18 protein-coding genes are annotated in these 17,229 nt (G+C 46.1%); 5 read left to right on the forward strand and 13 right to left on the reverse strand.

The window, feature by feature from the left end:
* Window positions 1–192: 192 nt before the first annotated feature.
* Together C2759_RS07325 and clpB are read right to left on the reverse strand one after the other, a co-directional pair.
* Window positions 193–1,431 carry an MFS transporter gene (locus tag C2759_RS07325; RefSeq protein WP_251366939.1) on the reverse strand — a complete coding sequence of 413 codons (1,239 nt, stop codon included), beginning with the start codon at window positions 1,429–1,431 and terminating at the stop codon, window positions 193–195.
* A 47-nt stretch (window positions 1,432–1,478) separates the two neighbouring features.
* Entirely contained in the window at window positions 1,479–4,073 is a 2,595-nt protein-coding gene (gene clpB, locus C2759_RS07330; protein WP_215354248.1) for an ATP-dependent chaperone ClpB, read from the reverse strand.
* Window positions 4,074–4,187: 114 nt separating this feature from the next.
* Between clpB and C2759_RS07335 the strand changes: the two genes are divergently transcribed.
* Entirely contained in the window at window positions 4,188–4,430 is a 243-nt protein-coding gene (locus C2759_RS07335; protein WP_082091914.1) for a GIY-YIG nuclease family protein, read from the forward strand.
* A gap of 15 nt (window positions 4,431–4,445) precedes the next feature.
* Here C2759_RS07335 and C2759_RS07340 read toward each other — a convergent pair whose 3' ends face one another.
* The 5 genes from C2759_RS07340 to C2759_RS07360 form a co-directional block, all read right to left on the reverse strand.
* Window positions 4,446–5,855 (reverse strand): 3'-5' exonuclease family protein, encoded by a 1,410-nt coding sequence (locus tag C2759_RS07340; RefSeq protein WP_215354250.1) that lies wholly within the window; start codon window positions 5,853–5,855, stop codon window positions 4,446–4,448.
* A 13-nt stretch (window positions 5,856–5,868) separates the two neighbouring features.
* Window positions 5,869–6,330, reverse strand: a complete 462-nt coding sequence (locus C2759_RS07345) for a tetratricopeptide repeat protein (protein WP_215354252.1) — start codon at window positions 6,328–6,330, stop codon at window positions 5,869–5,871.
* Window positions 6,331–6,338: 8 nt separating this feature from the next.
* Window positions 6,339–6,923 carry an Rrf2 family transcriptional regulator gene (locus tag C2759_RS07350; RefSeq protein WP_215354254.1) on the reverse strand — a complete coding sequence of 195 codons (585 nt, stop codon included), beginning with the start codon at window positions 6,921–6,923 and terminating at the stop codon, window positions 6,339–6,341.
* 99 nt (window positions 6,924–7,022) lie between these two features.
* Window positions 7,023–7,451, reverse strand: coding sequence for a DUF2244 domain-containing protein (locus tag C2759_RS07355; protein ID WP_215354255.1), 429 nt, complete (start codon window positions 7,449–7,451; stop codon window positions 7,023–7,025).
* Between the two features lie 32 nt (window positions 7,452–7,483).
* Window positions 7,484–7,636 (reverse strand): hypothetical protein, encoded by a 153-nt coding sequence (locus C2759_RS07360; RefSeq protein ID WP_156156288.1) that lies wholly within the window; start codon window positions 7,634–7,636, stop codon window positions 7,484–7,486.
* Window positions 7,637–7,748: 112 nt separating this feature from the next.
* Here C2759_RS07360 and C2759_RS07365 point away from each other — a divergent pair, with 112 nt between their 5' ends.
* The 4 genes from C2759_RS07365 (at window position 7,749) to C2759_RS07380 (ending at window position 11,152) form a co-directional block, all read left to right on the forward strand.
* Window positions 7,749–8,396, forward strand: a complete 648-nt coding sequence (locus C2759_RS07365; RefSeq protein WP_215354257.1) for an LON peptidase substrate-binding domain-containing protein — start codon at window positions 7,749–7,751, stop codon at window positions 8,394–8,396.
* A gap of 4 nt (window positions 8,397–8,400) precedes the next feature.
* A complete protein-coding gene (locus C2759_RS07370) occupies window positions 8,401–9,270 on the forward strand; it encodes an oxygenase MpaB family protein (protein ID WP_215354259.1) in 870 nt (289 codons plus the stop codon).
* A 272-nt stretch (window positions 9,271–9,542) separates the two neighbouring features.
* Entirely contained in the window at window positions 9,543–10,166 is a 624-nt protein-coding gene (locus C2759_RS07375; protein ID WP_215354261.1) for an alpha-ketoglutarate-dependent dioxygenase AlkB, read from the forward strand.
* A complete protein-coding gene (locus tag C2759_RS07380) occupies window positions 10,163–11,152 on the forward strand; it encodes an NAD(P)/FAD-dependent oxidoreductase (protein WP_215354262.1) in 990 nt (329 codons plus the stop codon). Before C2759_RS07375 ends, C2759_RS07380 begins: the two co-directional genes overlap by 4 nt.
* 7 nt (window positions 11,153–11,159) lie before the next feature.
* Here C2759_RS07380 and moaE read toward each other — a convergent pair whose 3' ends face one another.
* The 6 genes from moaE to C2759_RS07410 are packed head-to-tail and all read right to left on the reverse strand — an operon-like array spanning window position 11,160 to window position 17,206.
* Entirely contained in the window at window positions 11,160–11,618 is a 459-nt protein-coding gene (gene moaE / locus C2759_RS07385; protein WP_215354264.1) for a molybdopterin synthase catalytic subunit MoaE, read from the reverse strand.
* Between the two features lies 1 nt (window position 11,619).
* Window positions 11,620–11,877 carry a molybdopterin converting factor subunit 1 gene (gene moaD / locus C2759_RS07390; protein WP_215354266.1) on the reverse strand — a complete coding sequence of 86 codons (258 nt, stop codon included), beginning with the start codon at window positions 11,875–11,877 and terminating at the stop codon, window positions 11,620–11,622.
* Window positions 11,878–11,895: 18 nt separating this feature from the next.
* Window positions 11,896–13,146 (reverse strand): gephyrin-like molybdotransferase Glp, encoded by a 1,251-nt coding sequence (gene glp, locus C2759_RS07395; protein ID WP_215356720.1) that lies wholly within the window; start codon window positions 13,144–13,146, stop codon window positions 11,896–11,898.
* A 32-nt stretch (window positions 13,147–13,178) separates the two neighbouring features.
* Complete coding sequence (gene thrC, locus C2759_RS07400; protein ID WP_215354268.1) at window positions 13,179–14,621, reverse strand: threonine synthase; 1,443 nt, start codon at window positions 14,619–14,621, stop codon at window positions 13,179–13,181.
* 9 nt (window positions 14,622–14,630) lie between these two features.
* Entirely contained in the window at window positions 14,631–15,941 is a 1,311-nt protein-coding gene (locus C2759_RS07405) for a homoserine dehydrogenase (RefSeq protein WP_215354270.1), read from the reverse strand.
* Window positions 15,938–17,206 carry a pyridoxal phosphate-dependent aminotransferase gene (locus C2759_RS07410; protein ID WP_215354271.1) on the reverse strand — a complete coding sequence of 423 codons (1,269 nt, stop codon included), beginning with the start codon at window positions 17,204–17,206 and terminating at the stop codon, window positions 15,938–15,940. Before C2759_RS07410 ends, C2759_RS07405 begins: the two co-directional genes overlap by 4 nt.
* Window positions 17,207–17,229 lie beyond the last annotated feature (23 nt).

Here is a 17,229-nt window from a genome sequence, read left to right on the forward strand (position 1 = left end):
TTTAGGAAAAGCATGCAAGAACTATTTCAGCATTAATTTAAATAAATTAGTTCAATAAATTCAATTACTTAAAATTATATTTTTATAATGTGAAATACAAATCCAATCGGCGAAATAATGCCTAGCTTGAAATGTTGCACTGCATTTTGCGTATGGGAATGACTTTTCACATTGTGAAAAGAAAGGGGTCTGTTAGCTAGCTTTAAGCGTACTGATGCTCGCCACCTTAAATCCAGTCAAAATAATCATGAGCTGGAGAAGAGCCACGCCAATAAATAAGAGCTTTGGCAAACCTACATCCAAGAAGATTCCAAAGATCAGCGGACTTAAGGCGGCGCCCAAATCAATGCCTGAATAAACAATGCCGTAGACCCTGCCCGATGAGCCAGAGGGAGTTGCAGAGCGAATCATCAAGTCACGAGATGGTGCCGCTATTCCTAAGCCAAGCCCAATCACAATGAAAGCGATGATGATTAATTCCACAGGCACTAAACCGGTAGCCATTAAAAGACCCATGACAATATTCACTGTGAAGCAGATCGTAATGATGCGCTCGGGTACTTTTAGTTTAGTGGCAAGATAGCCACCCAAAAGCATCCCTCCAGCCCCACCCATAGACATGAGTGTTAAATAGTAATTACCAGAACTCACAGCAATGTCATAGATCTTAAAAAGCGCGGTTGGGGCAAATGATTGCAAGCCTGTAGTAGCAGCCATGCTAAAGAAAAAGAAAATCCAACAAAGCCAAACAACCGGTAGCTTCAGAAAACCAAAGGTACTCATTGGCGCGCCATCAGGATTGCTTTGCGCATGGCTAGCTTGTGATTCTTCTCGCCTTGCATGGACGTCATCAATTAAGCGCGCTCTACCAAGCCAGAGGGTCAATAAGATCAGAGCTTCCAGCAATGCGGCAGATAGAAATGCAATCCGCCAATCAGAAATGCTTGCTACCGCCACCATAAAGGCTGGAGCAGCGGCCCAACCGATATAACCTGTTACCCCATGAATCGAGTAAGCGTAGGGCAAATTTGGTGGTGAAATTTTGTGATTAATCAGGGTGTAATCCACTGGATGGAAAACGCCATTGCCACATCCCGCAATTACTGCACCTAGAACCAACATGGCATAACCATTGCTTTGTGAGTAAATCAGTGCAGCCAATGCTAGCAATGCCACGCCAGCAAACAAGACAGGTCGAGATCCAATACGGTCTACTAAAAATCCAGATGCTGCCTGAACAATGCAAGAGACCACAAAGAAGATGGTCATGAGCAGGCCTAGTTCGGCGTAGTTAAAGCCGAACTCTGCTTTCAGCCATGGGAACATGGGTGGCAGAATTAAATGAAAGAAATGGGAGCTGCCGTGAGCCAGGCTAATAAGACCAACAACCCGGACATCACTGGCGCGCCTCATTTTGAGGGCATCAATCATGTACCGAGTTTACTGGTGCAGGCCTATTCCTGCCAATTTTTGATGAATTACTTACTAAAGCTGAAATCCCCGTTCTGATCAACGCCTACAGGAACCGTGTCCTTAGGGCCAAACTTACCTTCCAAGATCATCTTGGAAACTGGGTTCTCAATATATTGCTGAATCGCACGCTTAAGTGGCCTTGCTCCAAATACAGGATCAAAACCGACTTCTGCAATCTTACCGAGAGCGGCATCACTGACATCCATCTGCATATCAATCTTGGCTAAACGATCTGACAAGTTCTTGAGCAAGATCTTCGCAATATTAGCAATATTGCCTTTATCTAAACCATGAAAGACGACGATCTCGTCAATCCGGTTTAAGAACTCAGGACGGAAATGGCCTTTTAATTCTTCAAATACCGCCTCTTTAATTTCTAACTGCTTCTTACCAACCATCGACTGAATGAGATGTGAGCCAATATTGCTGGTCATCACAATTACAGTATTCTTAAAGTCTATGGTACGACCTTGACCATCCGTTAAGCGGCCATCATCCAATACTTGCAAGAGTACATTGAAGACATCCGGATGCGCTTTTTCAATCTCATCAAACAAGATGACGCTGTATGGATGGCGACGTACTTGTTCAGTTAAGTAACCACCTTCTTCGTAGCCTACATAGCCTGGAGGCGCACCGATTAAACGGGCAACACTATGCTTCTCCATAAACTCACTCATATCAATACGAATGAGGTGCTCTTCACTATCAAATAAGAAACCGGCCAGGGCTTTACAAAGCTCAGTCTTACCAACACCAGTAGGTCCTAAGAATAAGAATGAGCCATAAGGACGATTCTCTTCAGAAAGACCTGCACGGGAACGACGAATAGCATCAGACACCGCACGAATAGCCTCTTCTTGGCCAACTACACGTTGATGCAATAACTCCTCCATCTTGAGTAACTTATCGCGCTCACCCTGCATCATCTTTGATACCGGAATTCCTGTTGCACGAGAAACTACCTCAGCAATTTCTTCTGCACCGACTTGTGTACGTAAGAGCTTGTTCTTTACTACGCCATCTTTATCGCCCTTGGCTTCTGCAGCGGCAGCGGATTTGAGTTTGGCTTCAAGCTCGGGTAATTTGCCATATTGCAATTCTGCAACTTGCTCTAACTTGCCATCGCGTTGTAATCTGGCAATGTCAGCACGGACTTTTTCGATCTCCTCTTTGAGATGAGCGGCGCCTAGTACGGCACCCTTTTCTGCTTTCCAGATTTCCTCTAGATCAGCATACTCAGCACCTAGGCGCTTGATCTCATCTTCAATCAAGCCAAGACGTTTTTGCGAGGCCTCATCTTTTTCCTTCTTAACTGCTTCACGTTCAATCTTGAGCTGAATCAGACGACGCTCCAGCTTATCCATAACCTCTGGCTTGGAATCAATTTCCATGCGAATGCGTGAGCCGGCCTCATCAATCAGGTCAATAGCCTTATCTGGCAAGAAACGATCGGTAATGTAACGATGAGACAGCTCTGCCGCAGCCACGATAGCAGGATCAGTAATCTCAATACCATGGTGAAGCTCATAACGCTCCTGTAAACCGCGCAAGATGGCAATAGTGGCTTCTACGCTAGGCTCCTCCACCATTACTTTTTGGAAGCGGCGCTCAAGTGCGGCATCCTTCTCAATGTACTTGCGGTATTCATCTAGAGTGGTTGCGCCGATGCAATGCAATTCACCACGTGCCAGAGCGGGCTTGAGCATATTACCGGCGTCCATTGCGCCATCACCCTTACCTGCACCTACCATCGTATGTATCTCATCAATAAAGATGATGGTTTGACCTTCGTCCTTAGCAACATCACTTAGAACAGCCTTGAGACGCTCCTCGAATTCACCACGGTATTTAGCACCTGCTAGCAACAAAGCCATATCCAATACTAGGACACGCTTGTTCTTGAGGGTTTCGGGAACCTCACCATTAACGATGCGCTGAGCTAAACCCTCCACAATGGCCGTTTTACCAACACCTGGCTCACCAATAAGGACCGGATTGTTCTTACCGCGACGTTGCAGAATCTGAATGGTGCGACGAATCTCATCGTCACGACCAATCACAGGATCGAGCTTACCCATACGAGCCCGCTCAGTTAAATCAATGGTGTATTTCTTTAAGGCTTCACGCTGACCTTCGGCATCTGCACTATTCACTGAGTCTCCTCCGCGTACTAAATCAATAGCCGCTTCTAACGATTTACGATTTAAACCATTCTCACGAGCAATCTTGCCGAGCTCACCTTTGTCATCGGCCACCACCAATAAAAATAACTCACCAGCAATAAATTGATCATTACGCTTATTGGCTTCTTTTTCACATAAGTTCAGCCAGTTACTTAAATCACGTCCAAGCTGAACTTCCCCACCAGTGCCCTGCACTTCTGGGAGATTGGCAACGAGTTTCTCGGTTGCCTTCTCAAGGCCCAGCACATTAACGCCAGCACGTGTCAACAAACTCTTGGCACCACCATCTGAATCGCGCAGCATTGCTAGCAGCAAATGGGCTGGCTCGATATATTGATTGTCTTTTGCTAAAGCAAGACTTTGCGCCTCACTGAGCGCCTCCTGAAACTTCGTGGTTAATTTATCTATCCTCATTTTTACGTCCTATCTACTCTATCTATTTTTGTGTGTTTATATCTATAGAATATAGGGGCATTCTGCATAATTTCAAGTCTGTTAGACCTCTTTTTAAGCGAATTAATCCCTATTTTGACCTGGCTTGTTTACCTCTTGGAATGCTCTGATGGCAGCTATTACGCTGGCATTACAAACCGCCTAGAACATCGTTTAGCCGCTCATAATTCTGGGGAAGGTGCTCGTTATACGAGGGCTCGCAGACCAGTAACCCTTTTAGCAAGCCAAGAGCACCCAGATCGATCTGAGGCATCTAAAGCCGAGGCTAGATTGAAGAAACTACCTAGATCAGAAAAACTGGGATTTTTTAAAGCCTAGGCTTTTAGTGGATACTTACGCAGCATCTTTGATTGCTAGAGGAATCACCTGACTCTTGAAGCTTCCAGCCAGTGCTTTTTTCAAGATCTTGTAAATATCCAGATCAAACTCAGCCTCACCTGAATCGGCCAACTCATAGAGCTCTTCTTCGTTGATCGCCGTACCTAAATAACGCCAACGATCCACTACGTGCATGTGGCCCGCCTCTTTTACTGCCACCGGCCCAGGATATGGCCAGACTTGAACCTGAAATAACTCCAGAGCAGTTTTGAGTTGAAGATTATGCAAATCGATAGGAGAGCCCCCAATACAGGCGCCGCCACATTGCTTTACTTGATAACCAAAGCAAGCCTTGCCTTCAATCCGCTTCTCTAGACCAAGCAGCGCCTCACAGAGGCGGTATTTTTTTGCAATGGCTTTAAGGTAGGAATTGGCCTCCCGCTTGCTATAAAACAAGCCGAACAAGTTTTCTTGAATGCCGGGATCCAATTCACGATGACCCACTAGATTAGGGGTGAGCACACCACCCTCAGCAAGCTCTAATTTCCAGGCGCAGAGATCCTTTGAGCGGCGTAGTTTGATGTTCATACTGGGCATGCGCTCTTTAATGAGGCGCGACTCTAAAATCAATGCGCCTAACTCTCCGCTAGTCTCAATCCAATCGATATCTCTGACTTGCATCGAGAGCTTCATTTCCTTGCGCTGGGTGAGCGCCCCTTGAAAGTGACCCATCACCCTGCTACGCAGAGAAATGCTTTTACCGATATACAGCGGGATTTGATTCTCACCATAAAAAATGTAGCAGCCCGGCTTTTCTGGAATCGAGTCCACTAGCGCTTTATCAATATTGGGCGGTAAGCTCGGATTACCAATGAGTTGATTGACCGCCTTGAGAAGCGCTTCACGGCCGAGCTTTTCTTCACAAACGCGCCAAAACTGAAGCAACAAATCAGCGTCACCCAATGCACGGTGCCGCGCGCTAATTTTGAGGCGGTGGGCGCTAATGATGGTGTCGAGATTGTGCCTTGCCTGATCAGGAAATAGTAAACGGGAGAGCTTTACAGTACAAAGTACTTTGGGCTTGAAGTCGATGCCCACCCGCTTAAAAGACGCCTTTAAAAAGCCGTAATCAAAACGGGCGTTGTGAGCTATAAAAATCTTCCCCTCGAGCTCGCGAGCAATCTCTGTCGCCAAGCCCTCAAAGGCTGGCTGCTGCCTCACCATCTCAGGGCGAATACCCGTCAAACTTTGAATATTCTGCGGAATAAATGTCTGGGGATTAATGAGGCTTTCCCAAGTCTCCACTTGATCATGAATCAGCGATTTAATACCAACTTCTGTAATGCGATCGCGCTCGAAGTTTGAGCCCGTAGTCTCGATGTCAACAAATGCTAATGGGGGATATTCATAGCCACTTGATGACATGAGAGCTGAAGAATTACTTTTTACCTTGGTACTTGGCGATACTCGCTTTCAGGTCGCTGTACTCTTCGCAACCGAAGAGGCAAGCCTTATCGAGTCTTGCCAACATCGCCTCTGCTCCAGGCAAGTCTTTCTTCATCAAAAGCAACTCACCGTAGTACTCTAAAGCTGATCTATGACTTGGATCAATCTTCAATGCTGCCTGGTAATACTTTTCAGATGAAGCTAAATCTGGTGGTTGCTTTTTGCGCAAACTGTATCCCATCAGATTGTTCCAGTCTGCAGAGTTGACTTCGTTTGCCGACTGTAATTGCTTTAATGCCTGCTCATAATTATTGGATTTGATGCTGGCGCGGGCATCTGTTAGCCAAGCTGGATCAGATTTAGTTGGGGCGCTATCAGCAGCCAAGGAAACCATCCATGGTGCTGTTGCCAGCAAAAGAGATGCTAATAGTTTACTAGCGAAATTCCATTTCATTATCTGCATCATGAAGGTCTTTGTTGTTGTCCTGCTTTTTGTAAGTAGTCACCAAAACTAAAAATCGAATTGGGTCCCAGAGGTACGTCTTCCACCTTCTTAAATGGCGCTTTGATTACTCTTTGCACCTCACCTTTAGAGGGCTTTTCAATTCTAAATTCGGAGTAAACAAAAGCCTGACGCTCAGGAGCAGTTTTCGCTTCGCTAAATCGCGGTACGTAATCTTTAATAGCATCGGAGAGCTTCACATTGGCCATACAGCTGAGCATATAAGTCTCCAAAGATTGATAGAGCTCACTAGCGATATCGCAAGCCTCAACTTTGCGCTTTTTGATGTAGTTCATTGCTAGGACCACATCTTTAATAGTGACCTTACCGGGATCCTGCAACAAGGTGTAACCCCCATTGCGACCTTTTGTACCCTTCACGATTCCAGCTGCACGCAATGCGCTGAGTAATAACTCTATTCTGCTCACCGATAATTTTTGACGCTGCGCGAGTTCCAAGCCAGTGACTGGCTGAACACCATTTGAATGAGATGCAATATCAACCAGGGTATTGAGGGCGGCTTTTACTGCTGTATTAACGTTCATAATGGATTTAGCAAATATGTTGAATTAAGCAAAGTATCGAGTTGAATCCATATTTCTGCAGAGAGCCAAGTTTTAACCCTCTTGAACTCATGGTTGTAGTCAACCCAAGTAAGGCTTGAGCTCAGCAATCAGATTTTTAAACTGTTCTCGCCTGAGAAACTGGCCAACCTCAACCCTCTGACCGGTCTGCTCAACAAAAAATACCTTTTGATGCTCTTCTGGATGCGACAGCCTGACCCAACGGGTATTAAATTCAGTTACCGACTCTTTGTAGGCAATAAATTTCCTGACCAATAAGCGGGTACCGCTGATTTCTATCTCCTCATAATCCAAAGCATGTCGGCAGTAGATCAAAAAGCCCGCAGTGACTGCAGTTAACTCTATTGCAGTAAAGATCAGGATAATTTTTACGCCAGCCAACAAAAAGCCGGTTGCTACGGTTAAGGAAAGACAAACCAAGGCGATATAAAACTTGAGCAATTGACTCGGGGTCAATGCGCAATTGCGCCTCATCTTCCAGATTTTCATTCTTTAATGTCAGCCTCAGTCAGACTTGAAGTCTAGTGCTTGGCAGATTGAGCTTGTTTGGCCTTTTCCAGCTGATCAGCACTACGTTGCTGAAAATCAACCATGGTGTGGTAGCCCATTTGGTAGCAAGGGCAATGTTTACCCAAAATCCAGCGTGCGAGCTTAACCCGTAACTTTTGCATCATGTTTATTCTCCTGTGAGTACTCTATATTTTGGCTGAAATCCAGGATTACTGCTGAGCACGGTGCCATTTCGACCGCTCAGCAAACTAAACGTAAATCCTTTAAATTAAACGCATGACAACACCTTCTCTGACAGCCCGCTGGATTCCGCTTTTCCCTTTGGGGACTACCCTCTTTCCAGGCGGTGTAATTGCCCTCAAAATCTTTGAAGCGCGTTATTTAGATATGATGAAGCGATGCCTGCGCGAAGATACTCCTTTTGGGGTTATCAGCATTCTTGATAACAAACCAATTGAGTCAAATGCCGATGCAGTTGCCAACTTTTCAAATATTGGCACCTTAGCAAAATTAGAAGAATTTGATCCGATTCAGCCAGCGCTGTATATGACCAAGTCTTATGGAACGCAACGCTTTAAAGTGCTCAATATCAAGCAAGAAGCTGATGGCTTATGGATGGGCCAAGTTGAACTCATGGATGCTGACCCAGAAATGCCATTGGCAAAAGAGCATGAAAAGGTAGCCTCGCTGTTGAATGAGATTATTGCTGTTATCAAAAGGGAAGATTTAATGGGGGAAGATGCGTTCAAGATGCCGATGAACCCAGATGATTGTGGTTGGGTATCTAACCGATTGGCTGAGCTCTTGCCGCTCCCCCCAGCTCAGAAGAACCACTTGCTTGCTCAAAGCAATCCCAGAATCCGGCTCGATTTAATATCAGAGATCATTGAGGATGATGGCTTGCGTAATATCGTAATTCATTAGCAACATGATTGATGAACTCATTCGTCGGTCAATTCGAGAAATGGTGGGTGGTGGCGGTCCACCCGTAGCATTTCTGGAGCCCCCTGGTGATAGAGGTCTATTTGGCCCGGAGTCTGTAGCTTGGAAGGTGCATGCGGATTTTATTTCCATGATGATCGGCGGCATTAGCTCGCTGGTATTGCAAGCCCTCCATCCAAAGGCACTCGCTGGTGTATGGGATCACTCCAGCTTCAGGCAAGACCTTAAAGGTAGATTAGGAAGAACGGCATTCTTCATTGCCGCAACTACTTACGGCTCGCATGAGATGGCGGATAAAGCCATCAATCGTGTTAATCAAATTCATCAAAAGGTCACCGGGTTTGATGAATTCAATCAACCCTATAGAGCAGATGATCCAGAACTACTTGCGTGGGTTCACCTGACAGAAACTCGGAGTTTTATGTGCTCATATGAGCCATACCGAAGTGAAGCTTTAATTCCAAAGCAAAAAGATCAGTATTTCGCAGAAATGAAAATGCTCGGGGAGAGATTGGGGGCGATTGATCTACCCGACACCTATGCTGGTACAGAGCAAGCTATCAGGCAATATATCCCCCAACTTCACTACGGGGAGAGGGCTAAAAGTATTATTGGAATGCTCGATCACTTCCCTAGTTCGCTTAGCGCCAAACCTTTCGTAAGTCTGATCAGTCGGGCAGGCTTTCTCAATTTACCTGATTGGGCATATCCGATTATTCAGCGGCCCCAACCAAGTCGGCTAGAGCGACTGGCCGTGCAATCTTCTATTCGACTGATGGCAATTCCTGTGAGGGAAGCACTAAAAGATGGTGTAGCTGCTCACTCGCTCCGTAGAGTTTACGGATCAACTAAATAAGGGGATCCTAGGATTCAGGTTTAGGATTTGTAGACTCAGAATCAGAAGGCTGGCTTTTTGCAGACATAAGGGGCGGCGCGCTCATTTTCTCGCCATCCCACACTTGGCCACACCAGCATTCCCCTGCTTCATTAATAATGCAAACCCCTGAGCCGCAGCATCGTTTATCGGGCGCTTTCATAATCAACCTCTTAGTCCTGAACAATTCATAATGCAGTCTATTCTAGGGTTTTTATTGAAATAACGTGCAACCCTAGATTTATTAGCAAAAAATGCAAAGCCCCTTATTCGAACCCTCAGAATCATCCGACCCAATCTGCCTATTGGAGAGGGATGGTCGGGCTGAGTACTTCAGTCATTTTTATAAAATGCATGAATCTGATCATTTTTTTGAAAGCTTGCTGCATTCTCTTAACTGGCAAGCGGACCAAATCACTATGTTTGGCAAGTTAGTGACAACCGCGAGAAAAGTTGCTTGGGTGGGAGACCCCCAATGCCGTTATACCTACTCGGGCATCGAAAAAATTCCTCAGGACTGGACGGCGGAGTTACTTCAAATCAAGCATCAACTTGAAGATATGACCGGCTATAGCTATAACTCTTGCTTACTCAATCTCTATCACAATGGCGATGAAGGTATGGGTTGGCACAGTGATAATGAAAAAGAGTTGGATAGCACAACTCCGATCGCATCAATCAGCTTGGGTGCTCGCCGTAAATTTGCATTTCGTCATAAGCAGGATAAAACGACTGTGTCAGTATTTCTTGATCACGGTAGCCTTCTCATCATGCATGCCCCTGTTCAAGATCACTGGCATCATAGCCTTCTGAAAACCAAGACTGTGATGAGTCCACGTATCAATCTCACCTTTCGCAAAATACTTCCCAGAATATGAACGGCAGCAAAGCAATCAATCGGGTAGCGGTCATTGGCGCAGGAATGGCAGGCCTCGCTTGTGCAAAGGAATTACAGTCACACGGTATATCGGTAGACGTCTTTGAAAAGAGTCGTGGTCCAAGTGGACGCATGAGTACGCGTCGCGCTCAAGACTGGACTGCTGATCATGGTGCCCAGTACTTTACTGCCAGAGATCCTCGTTTTATCGAAGAAGTAGAAAGTTGGCTTCAGGCCGGTACCGCAGCTATTTGGGAACCGAAACTTAAGGTATACGAATCCAAGACATGGCGTGATAGTCACTCACAAGATATTCGCTATGTTGGTACCCCTCATATGAATTCAACAGGCAAGTATCTTGCTGAAGGACTCTCCATTCAATATGAGAGAACCATTTCTCAGTTGGAGCGTAGGGATGATCAGTGGCATTTACAGTGCAGTGAAGCCGATGAAATTACAGCACTATATGATTTTGTCGTATTGGCCATACCCGCACCTCAGGCAAGCACTCTGCTTAAGGGTCTTGATAGTAGAGCCGCAGATATCGCTGACACGGCACAGATGAAGGCCTGCTGGACCATGATGGCGCACCTTCCGAATCAGCTCAATAGAGATTTTGATGCAGCATTTGTTAATAAAGAAATCATTAGCTGGATTTGTCAAAACGGATCAAAGCCAATGCGTCAGGGAAGCACGTGGACTATCCATGGAAGCCCTGACTGGAGTCAAGAGCATGTTGAGTTAAGTAAAGAGGATGCTCAATACCAAATGGTGCAGTGCCTGACAGCACTAGGCTTTAATTGCGAGGGCGCCGATATCAGCATGCACCGCTGGCGCTATGCCAGTGGGAGCCTAGAAAATGGAATTGGATATTTATTGCTACCTACTATTGGCCTAGGGCTTTGTGGAGACTGGCTCAATGGTGGCAGAGTCGAGGGTGCCTGGCTCAGCGGCTTTAATCTAGCTTTAGCACTCAAGCAGATATAAAGCCAAACTAATTCCAGCGTGCCATTGCAGTATCGTCAGTCACGCGGGCATCCACCCATTTGCTACCTTGTGGTGTTTCTTCTTTTTTCCAAAATGGTGCTGCTGTCTTTAAGTAGTCCATGATGAATTCACAGGCAGCAAATGCTTCACCTCGGTGAGCGCTAGTGACTACTACCAAAACAATTTGATCTTCAGGAAGAAGCGGTCCCACTCGATGGATGACTAGTGTCTTATAAAGATCCCAGCGGCCTCTAGCTTGCATGATGATTTCTTCTAGGGATTTTTCTGTCATACCAGGGTAGTGCTCCAGAGTCATACCTTGAACTTGACTACCATCATTCATATCTCGGACAGTGCCCAAGAAAGTCACCACTGCACCCACTCGGGGATCATCCTTACGCAGGACCTTCACCTCAGTTGTTAGATCAAAGTCAGCTTCTTGAATGCGGATGAAATCATTCTGCATCTTAGCCGCCAGTAACCGGAGGAAAGAAAGCGACTTCGGCACCCTCCACCAAAGGCGTCGAGTCACTCATCATCTCTTGATTTAATGCGCAACGAATCACTTTGCCACTTGCTAACACTTCAGCCCAAGGATCTCCCCGTTGAACAAGGTAGCTTCTTAAGTCGGCAATAGTTTTTACTTCGGGTGGAGTATCAATACTCTCACCAGAAAGTCCGAGACCCTCTCTTAAGGAGGCAAAGAATCGTAATTCAAGTTTCATATCAGAATCGTAATACGACTAGGAAAGAAGTGCACTAAATGGAATGTACTTCACCATATCGCCAGACTTGACTGCTTGGCCAGGTAGACAATCTACTAAGCCATCCCCCCAAGAGGCGCTAGTCAGCACCCCAGAGCTTTGATTGGGGAACAGATCCAAACCGCCCTGCGCATTGATCTTGACCCTCAGAAACTCGTTACGACGATCGGCTTTGAGCCAATCAAAGTCGGCGCGCATGGGGTAAGACTGCGGTAAGCCTGCATCACGCCCCTGTAACTTGAGAATAAATGGGCGTACAAATAATAGAAAAGTCACAAAACTCGATACCGGATTACCAGGCAAACCGATAAACCAAGTTTCAGCTGCAGTTTTCGCTTCGACCGCATTACTTTTTGAACTATCTGATTTTCGGACAGCACCAAAAGCTAAAGGCTTGCCAGGCTTAATAGCAATCTGCCAGAGATCCAGCCTGCCTTCAGCGCTCACTGCAGGCTTAATGTGATCTTCTTCGCCAACGGAGACGCCACCAGACGTAATGATTAAGTCATGATCTTTGCTTGCCTTACGCAGAGTTTCTTTCGTGGCCTCAAGACTATCAGGAACAATTCCGAAATCAGTGGCATCGCAACCTAAGGATTTGATGCACGCTAATAGTGTGTCGCGATTGGAGTTATAGATACCGCCTGGTTTAAGTGGTTCACCTGGCAGGGAAAGTTCGTCACCAGTGAAAAATGCAGCAACCCTCACCTTACGTTTTACAGTTAAATGCGTTAAGCCGGCAGAGGCAGCAACTCCAAGTTCTTGCGGCCGCAGATAAGCGCCTGCAGTAAGAGCTGTTTTGCCTGCAGTCAGATCTTCGCCTCTGCGACGAATCCATTGGCCTGATGTTGGTGCGATATTGACCTGCACTTGGTGGCTTGCTCCTTCAGGAGTCGAGCAGTCTTCTTGCATGACAACGGCATCAGCACCAGGTGGCACAGGGGCACCAGTAAATATTCTGGCAGCAGTGCCAGGCTCGAGCTGAGTTCCCATAGAGCCCGCCGGAATACGTTGCGCAATTGTGAGTGTTTGGCCTGGTGTATGAGTATCCGCTGTTCGCACTGCGTAACCATCCATTGAGGTGTTATCGAGTGGAGGTACATCTACAAGGCTATTTACGCTTTCCGCTAGTACACGACCTAAAGCAGATTGCATCGCAAGTGTTTCAGTTTCGCTCACAGGCTTTGCGTGAGAAAGTAAGTGATCTAAAGCCTGCTGAGCAGTCAACATCGGAGGCTTAGTCATAGCAATGGATTTCTGAGTTAGTTGGTGTGGGTGGTAATGAAGTTTTTAACTTGATTGACATCGGCATCGATATTTTCAACGCGCTGCGGCTTTGACTTGATGTCCTTGAATGCTGGCGGACATTCTGCTGGACGACCCAAAGCTAATTCAATAGTTTCTTCAAACTTAATGGGTAAAGCAGTTTCCAAAACAATCATTGGAATGCCTGCCTGCAGATGTTCGCGCGCAACCTTCACGCCATCCGCTGTATGCGTATCAATCATCACGCCATACTGCGCATCAACATTACGAATCGTTTCTAGACGATTCTCATGGGTACTGCGGCCAGATTGAAATCCATACCGCGCAAGGTCTTTAAAGACAGCATCTTTGGAAATATCAAAGCCACCTGCCTCATCCACCTGCTTAAACATGCCGGCAGTTGCCTTGCCATCCTTACCCATGAAATCAAATACAAAGCGCTCAAAGTTACTCGCCTTAGAAATATCCATAGAGGGGCTAGAGGTATGCAAAGTTTCAGCAGACTTACGTGCACGGTAGACGCCAGTACGGAAAAACTCATCGAGAACATCATTCTCATTGGTAGCGGCAATTAAATGCGCAATTGGCAAACCCATCATGCGGGCAATGTGACCAGCACAGATATTGCCAAAGTTACCTGAAGGCACAGTGAATGACACTTTTTCATCACTCGATTTTGTGGCCAATAAATAACCCTGGAAGTAATACACCACCTGAGCAACTACACGACCCCAGTTAATGGAGTTGACCGTACCAATTTGGTGATTCGCTTTGAAACTATGGTCGTTACTCACTGCCTTAACAATATCTTGGCAATCGTCAAATACACCAGAAACTGCTAAGTTAAAGATATTTGGATCTTGCAGTGAATACATTTGGGCAGACTGGAATGAGCTCATCTTACCGCGTGGTGAAAGCATAAATACTTTGACACCCTCTTTGCCACGCATTGCGTATTCAGCAGCACTTCCAGTATCCCCAGATGTCGCGCCCAAAATATTAAGCTTCTGACCATTCTTCTTTAGGGCGTATTCAAAGAGATTGCCGAGTAACTGCATCGCCATATCTTTAAATGCCAATGTGGGTCCGTTAGACAGGCTGAGCAAACCAATACGTGTGCCCTGCTCTTCGCCCAACCAATGCAATGGCGTAATGTCTTTAGCATTGTCTTCAGGGCGGCCGTTACAGTAGACCTGCTCTGTATAGGTCTTACGCAATAGAGTACGCAGATCCACTTCAGGAATGTCGTCGCAATAAAGACTTAATACTTCATAAGCGAGATCGGCATAAGACATGCCACGCCAAGCATCTAACTGCGCTTTAGTGACTTGCGGATACACTGTCGGCAGATATAGGCCACCATCTGGCGCTAATCCGCCAAGCAGAATTTCTAAAAAGGATTGTTGTGGGCTATTGCCCCGGGTTGATTGGTAACGCATGTATTTGTATTAGGACAGATTTTCTAAACGGATCTTCACTACTTCACCAGCAACAGTTTTCAGATTCTGAATTTCCTGAATTGCTGCGAGCATGTGCTTTTCTTTAGTCTCATGGGTGAGAGCAACTAAGTCGGTTTGACTTTCACCTTCGTCGGCCTCTTTTTGCAAGAGGGCATCAATGGAGATGCTATGAGCCGCCAAGATCTTGGTAATGTCAGCTAATACACCGGCTTGATCGGCTACGCGCAAGCGCAAGTAGTAGCTAGTAGTAATTTCGCCCATGGGCAATACGGTGATATCACGCACTGCATCAGGCTGGAAGGCCAGATAAGGAACACGGCTCCCAGGACTTGCGCCTAACAAACGAGTGATATCCACTAAGTCGGCAATCACAGCAGAAGCGGTCGGCTCTGAGCCCGCACCCTTACCGTAGTAAAGCGTTGTGCCAACAGCATCACCAAATACCTGAACGGCATTCATAGCGCCTTCAACGTTTGCAATCAGACGCTTAGTTGGAATCAATGTTGGGTGTACGCGCAACTCAACACCAGTAGCTGTCTTCTTCGCAATACCAAGTAACTTGATGCGATAACCTAACTGCTCAGCGTACTTAATATCGATGGCATCTAACTTGGTAATACCCTCAACGTGCGCTTTCTCAAATTGCATTGGAATGCCAAATGCAATTGCACTCATGATGGTGGCCTTATGAGCGGCATCTACACCCTCGATATCAAATGTAGGATCTGCCTCTGCATAGCCCAAACGCTGAGCCTCTTTCAAGACGGTCGCAAAGTCTAAGCCTTTATCGCGCATCTCAGAAAGAATGAAATTGGTTGTACCGTTGATGATGCCGGCGATCCACTCAATACGATTCGCAGTTAAACCTTCACGAAGTGCTTTGATGATTGGAATACCACCAGCAACAGCCGCTTCAAACGCAACCATCACGCCCTTTTCGTGGGCGGCTTTAAAAATCTCGTTACCATGAACTGCGATCAAAGCCTTATTCGCCGTGACCACATGCTTACCAGCAGCAATGGCCTCAAGCACTAAATCTTTAGCAATGCCATAACCACCAATCAACTCAACAACGATATCGATTTCAGGATTGTTAATCACAGCACGCGCATCGCTCACCACTTGAGCACGATCTTTTACCAACTCTTTAGCGCGCTCTACATTGAGGTCGGCAACGGTGTTGATACGAATGCCACGACCAGCACGACGGGTAATTTCATCCTGGTTGCGTTCGAGAACAGTAAATACACCACCACCTACAGTGCCAATACCTAATAGACCTACTTGAATCGGTTTCATGATGCCTTTGTTGCTGTTGAATTAGTCGAATTAGTTACCTTGCGACTATGTTTTTGACGATAACGCTCTAGGAAACGTGCCAGACGGCCAATAGCCTCTTTCAGCACATCCTCATGAGGTAAGAACACTACGCGGAAGTGGTCTGACTTAACCCAATTAAAACCCGAGCCTTGTACCAGTAATACTTTTTCTTCCTTAAGAAAATCAGCTACAAATTGCTGGTCATCTTCAATTGGATACATCTCAGAATCAAGTTTTGGAAATAAATACAAAGCAGACTTTGGTTTCACGCAAGTCACACCCGGAATTTCGGTGATGAGCTTCCATGCGAGATCGCGCTGTTTAGCCAAGCGACCGCCTTCAGCAACTAAGTCATTAATGCTTTGATAGCCGCCCAAAGCTGTCTGAATAGCGTACTGCCCCGGCACGTTAGCGCATAGGCGCATTGAGGACAACATATTGAGACCCTCGATGTAATCTCGGATCATCTCTTTATCTCCAGAAACTACCATCCAGCCAGCGCGGTAGCCGCAAGAGCGATAGTTTTTGGATAAACCATTAAAAGTGATCGTAACTACATCCGTGGATAAGGATGCTAAAGAGACATGTTTCTCTTTGTCGTACAGCATCTTGTCGTAGATCTCGTCAGCAAACAGAATCAAACCATGTTCACGTGCGATTGAGCATAGCTCAGTCAATACTTCTTTTGAATAGATTGCACCAGTTGGATTGTTGGGGTTAATCACCACAATTGCCTTGGTACGCGGTGTAATTTTTTTGCGCAAATCTGCTAAGTCAGGAGCCCACTCTTTGGACTCATCACACAAGTAATGCACTGGGGTGCCGCCAGATAGACTCACCGCAGCCGTCCATAAAGGGTAATCTGGGGCTGGCACCAATACCTCATCACCGTTGTTGAGCAATGCATTCATTGCGAGAACGATTAATTCAGAAACCCCATTACCGGTATAGATGTCATCCAAAGTAACGCCTTGAATGCCTTTTTCCTGGCAATATTGCATGATCGCTTTACGAGCCGCGAAAATTCCCTTGGAATCAGAGTACGCTGAGGCATTACCCAAATTACGGATCATGTCCAACTGAATCTCTTCTGGAGGGTCAAAACCAAAAACACCCACATTACCGATGTTCAGTTTGATGATTTTGTGACCCTCTTCCTCCATGCGCTGCGCGAGTTCTAGCACGGGCCCACGAATGTCATAACAGACGTGATTGAGTTTTGCGGACTTTAGGATCGGTTTCACAATAAATTAAAGGGTAAGTTCTT

It is taken from the genome of Polynucleobacter sp. MG-Unter2-18 (assembly GCF_018687675.1).
Classification (GTDB): domain Bacteria; phylum Pseudomonadota; class Gammaproteobacteria; order Burkholderiales; family Burkholderiaceae; genus Polynucleobacter.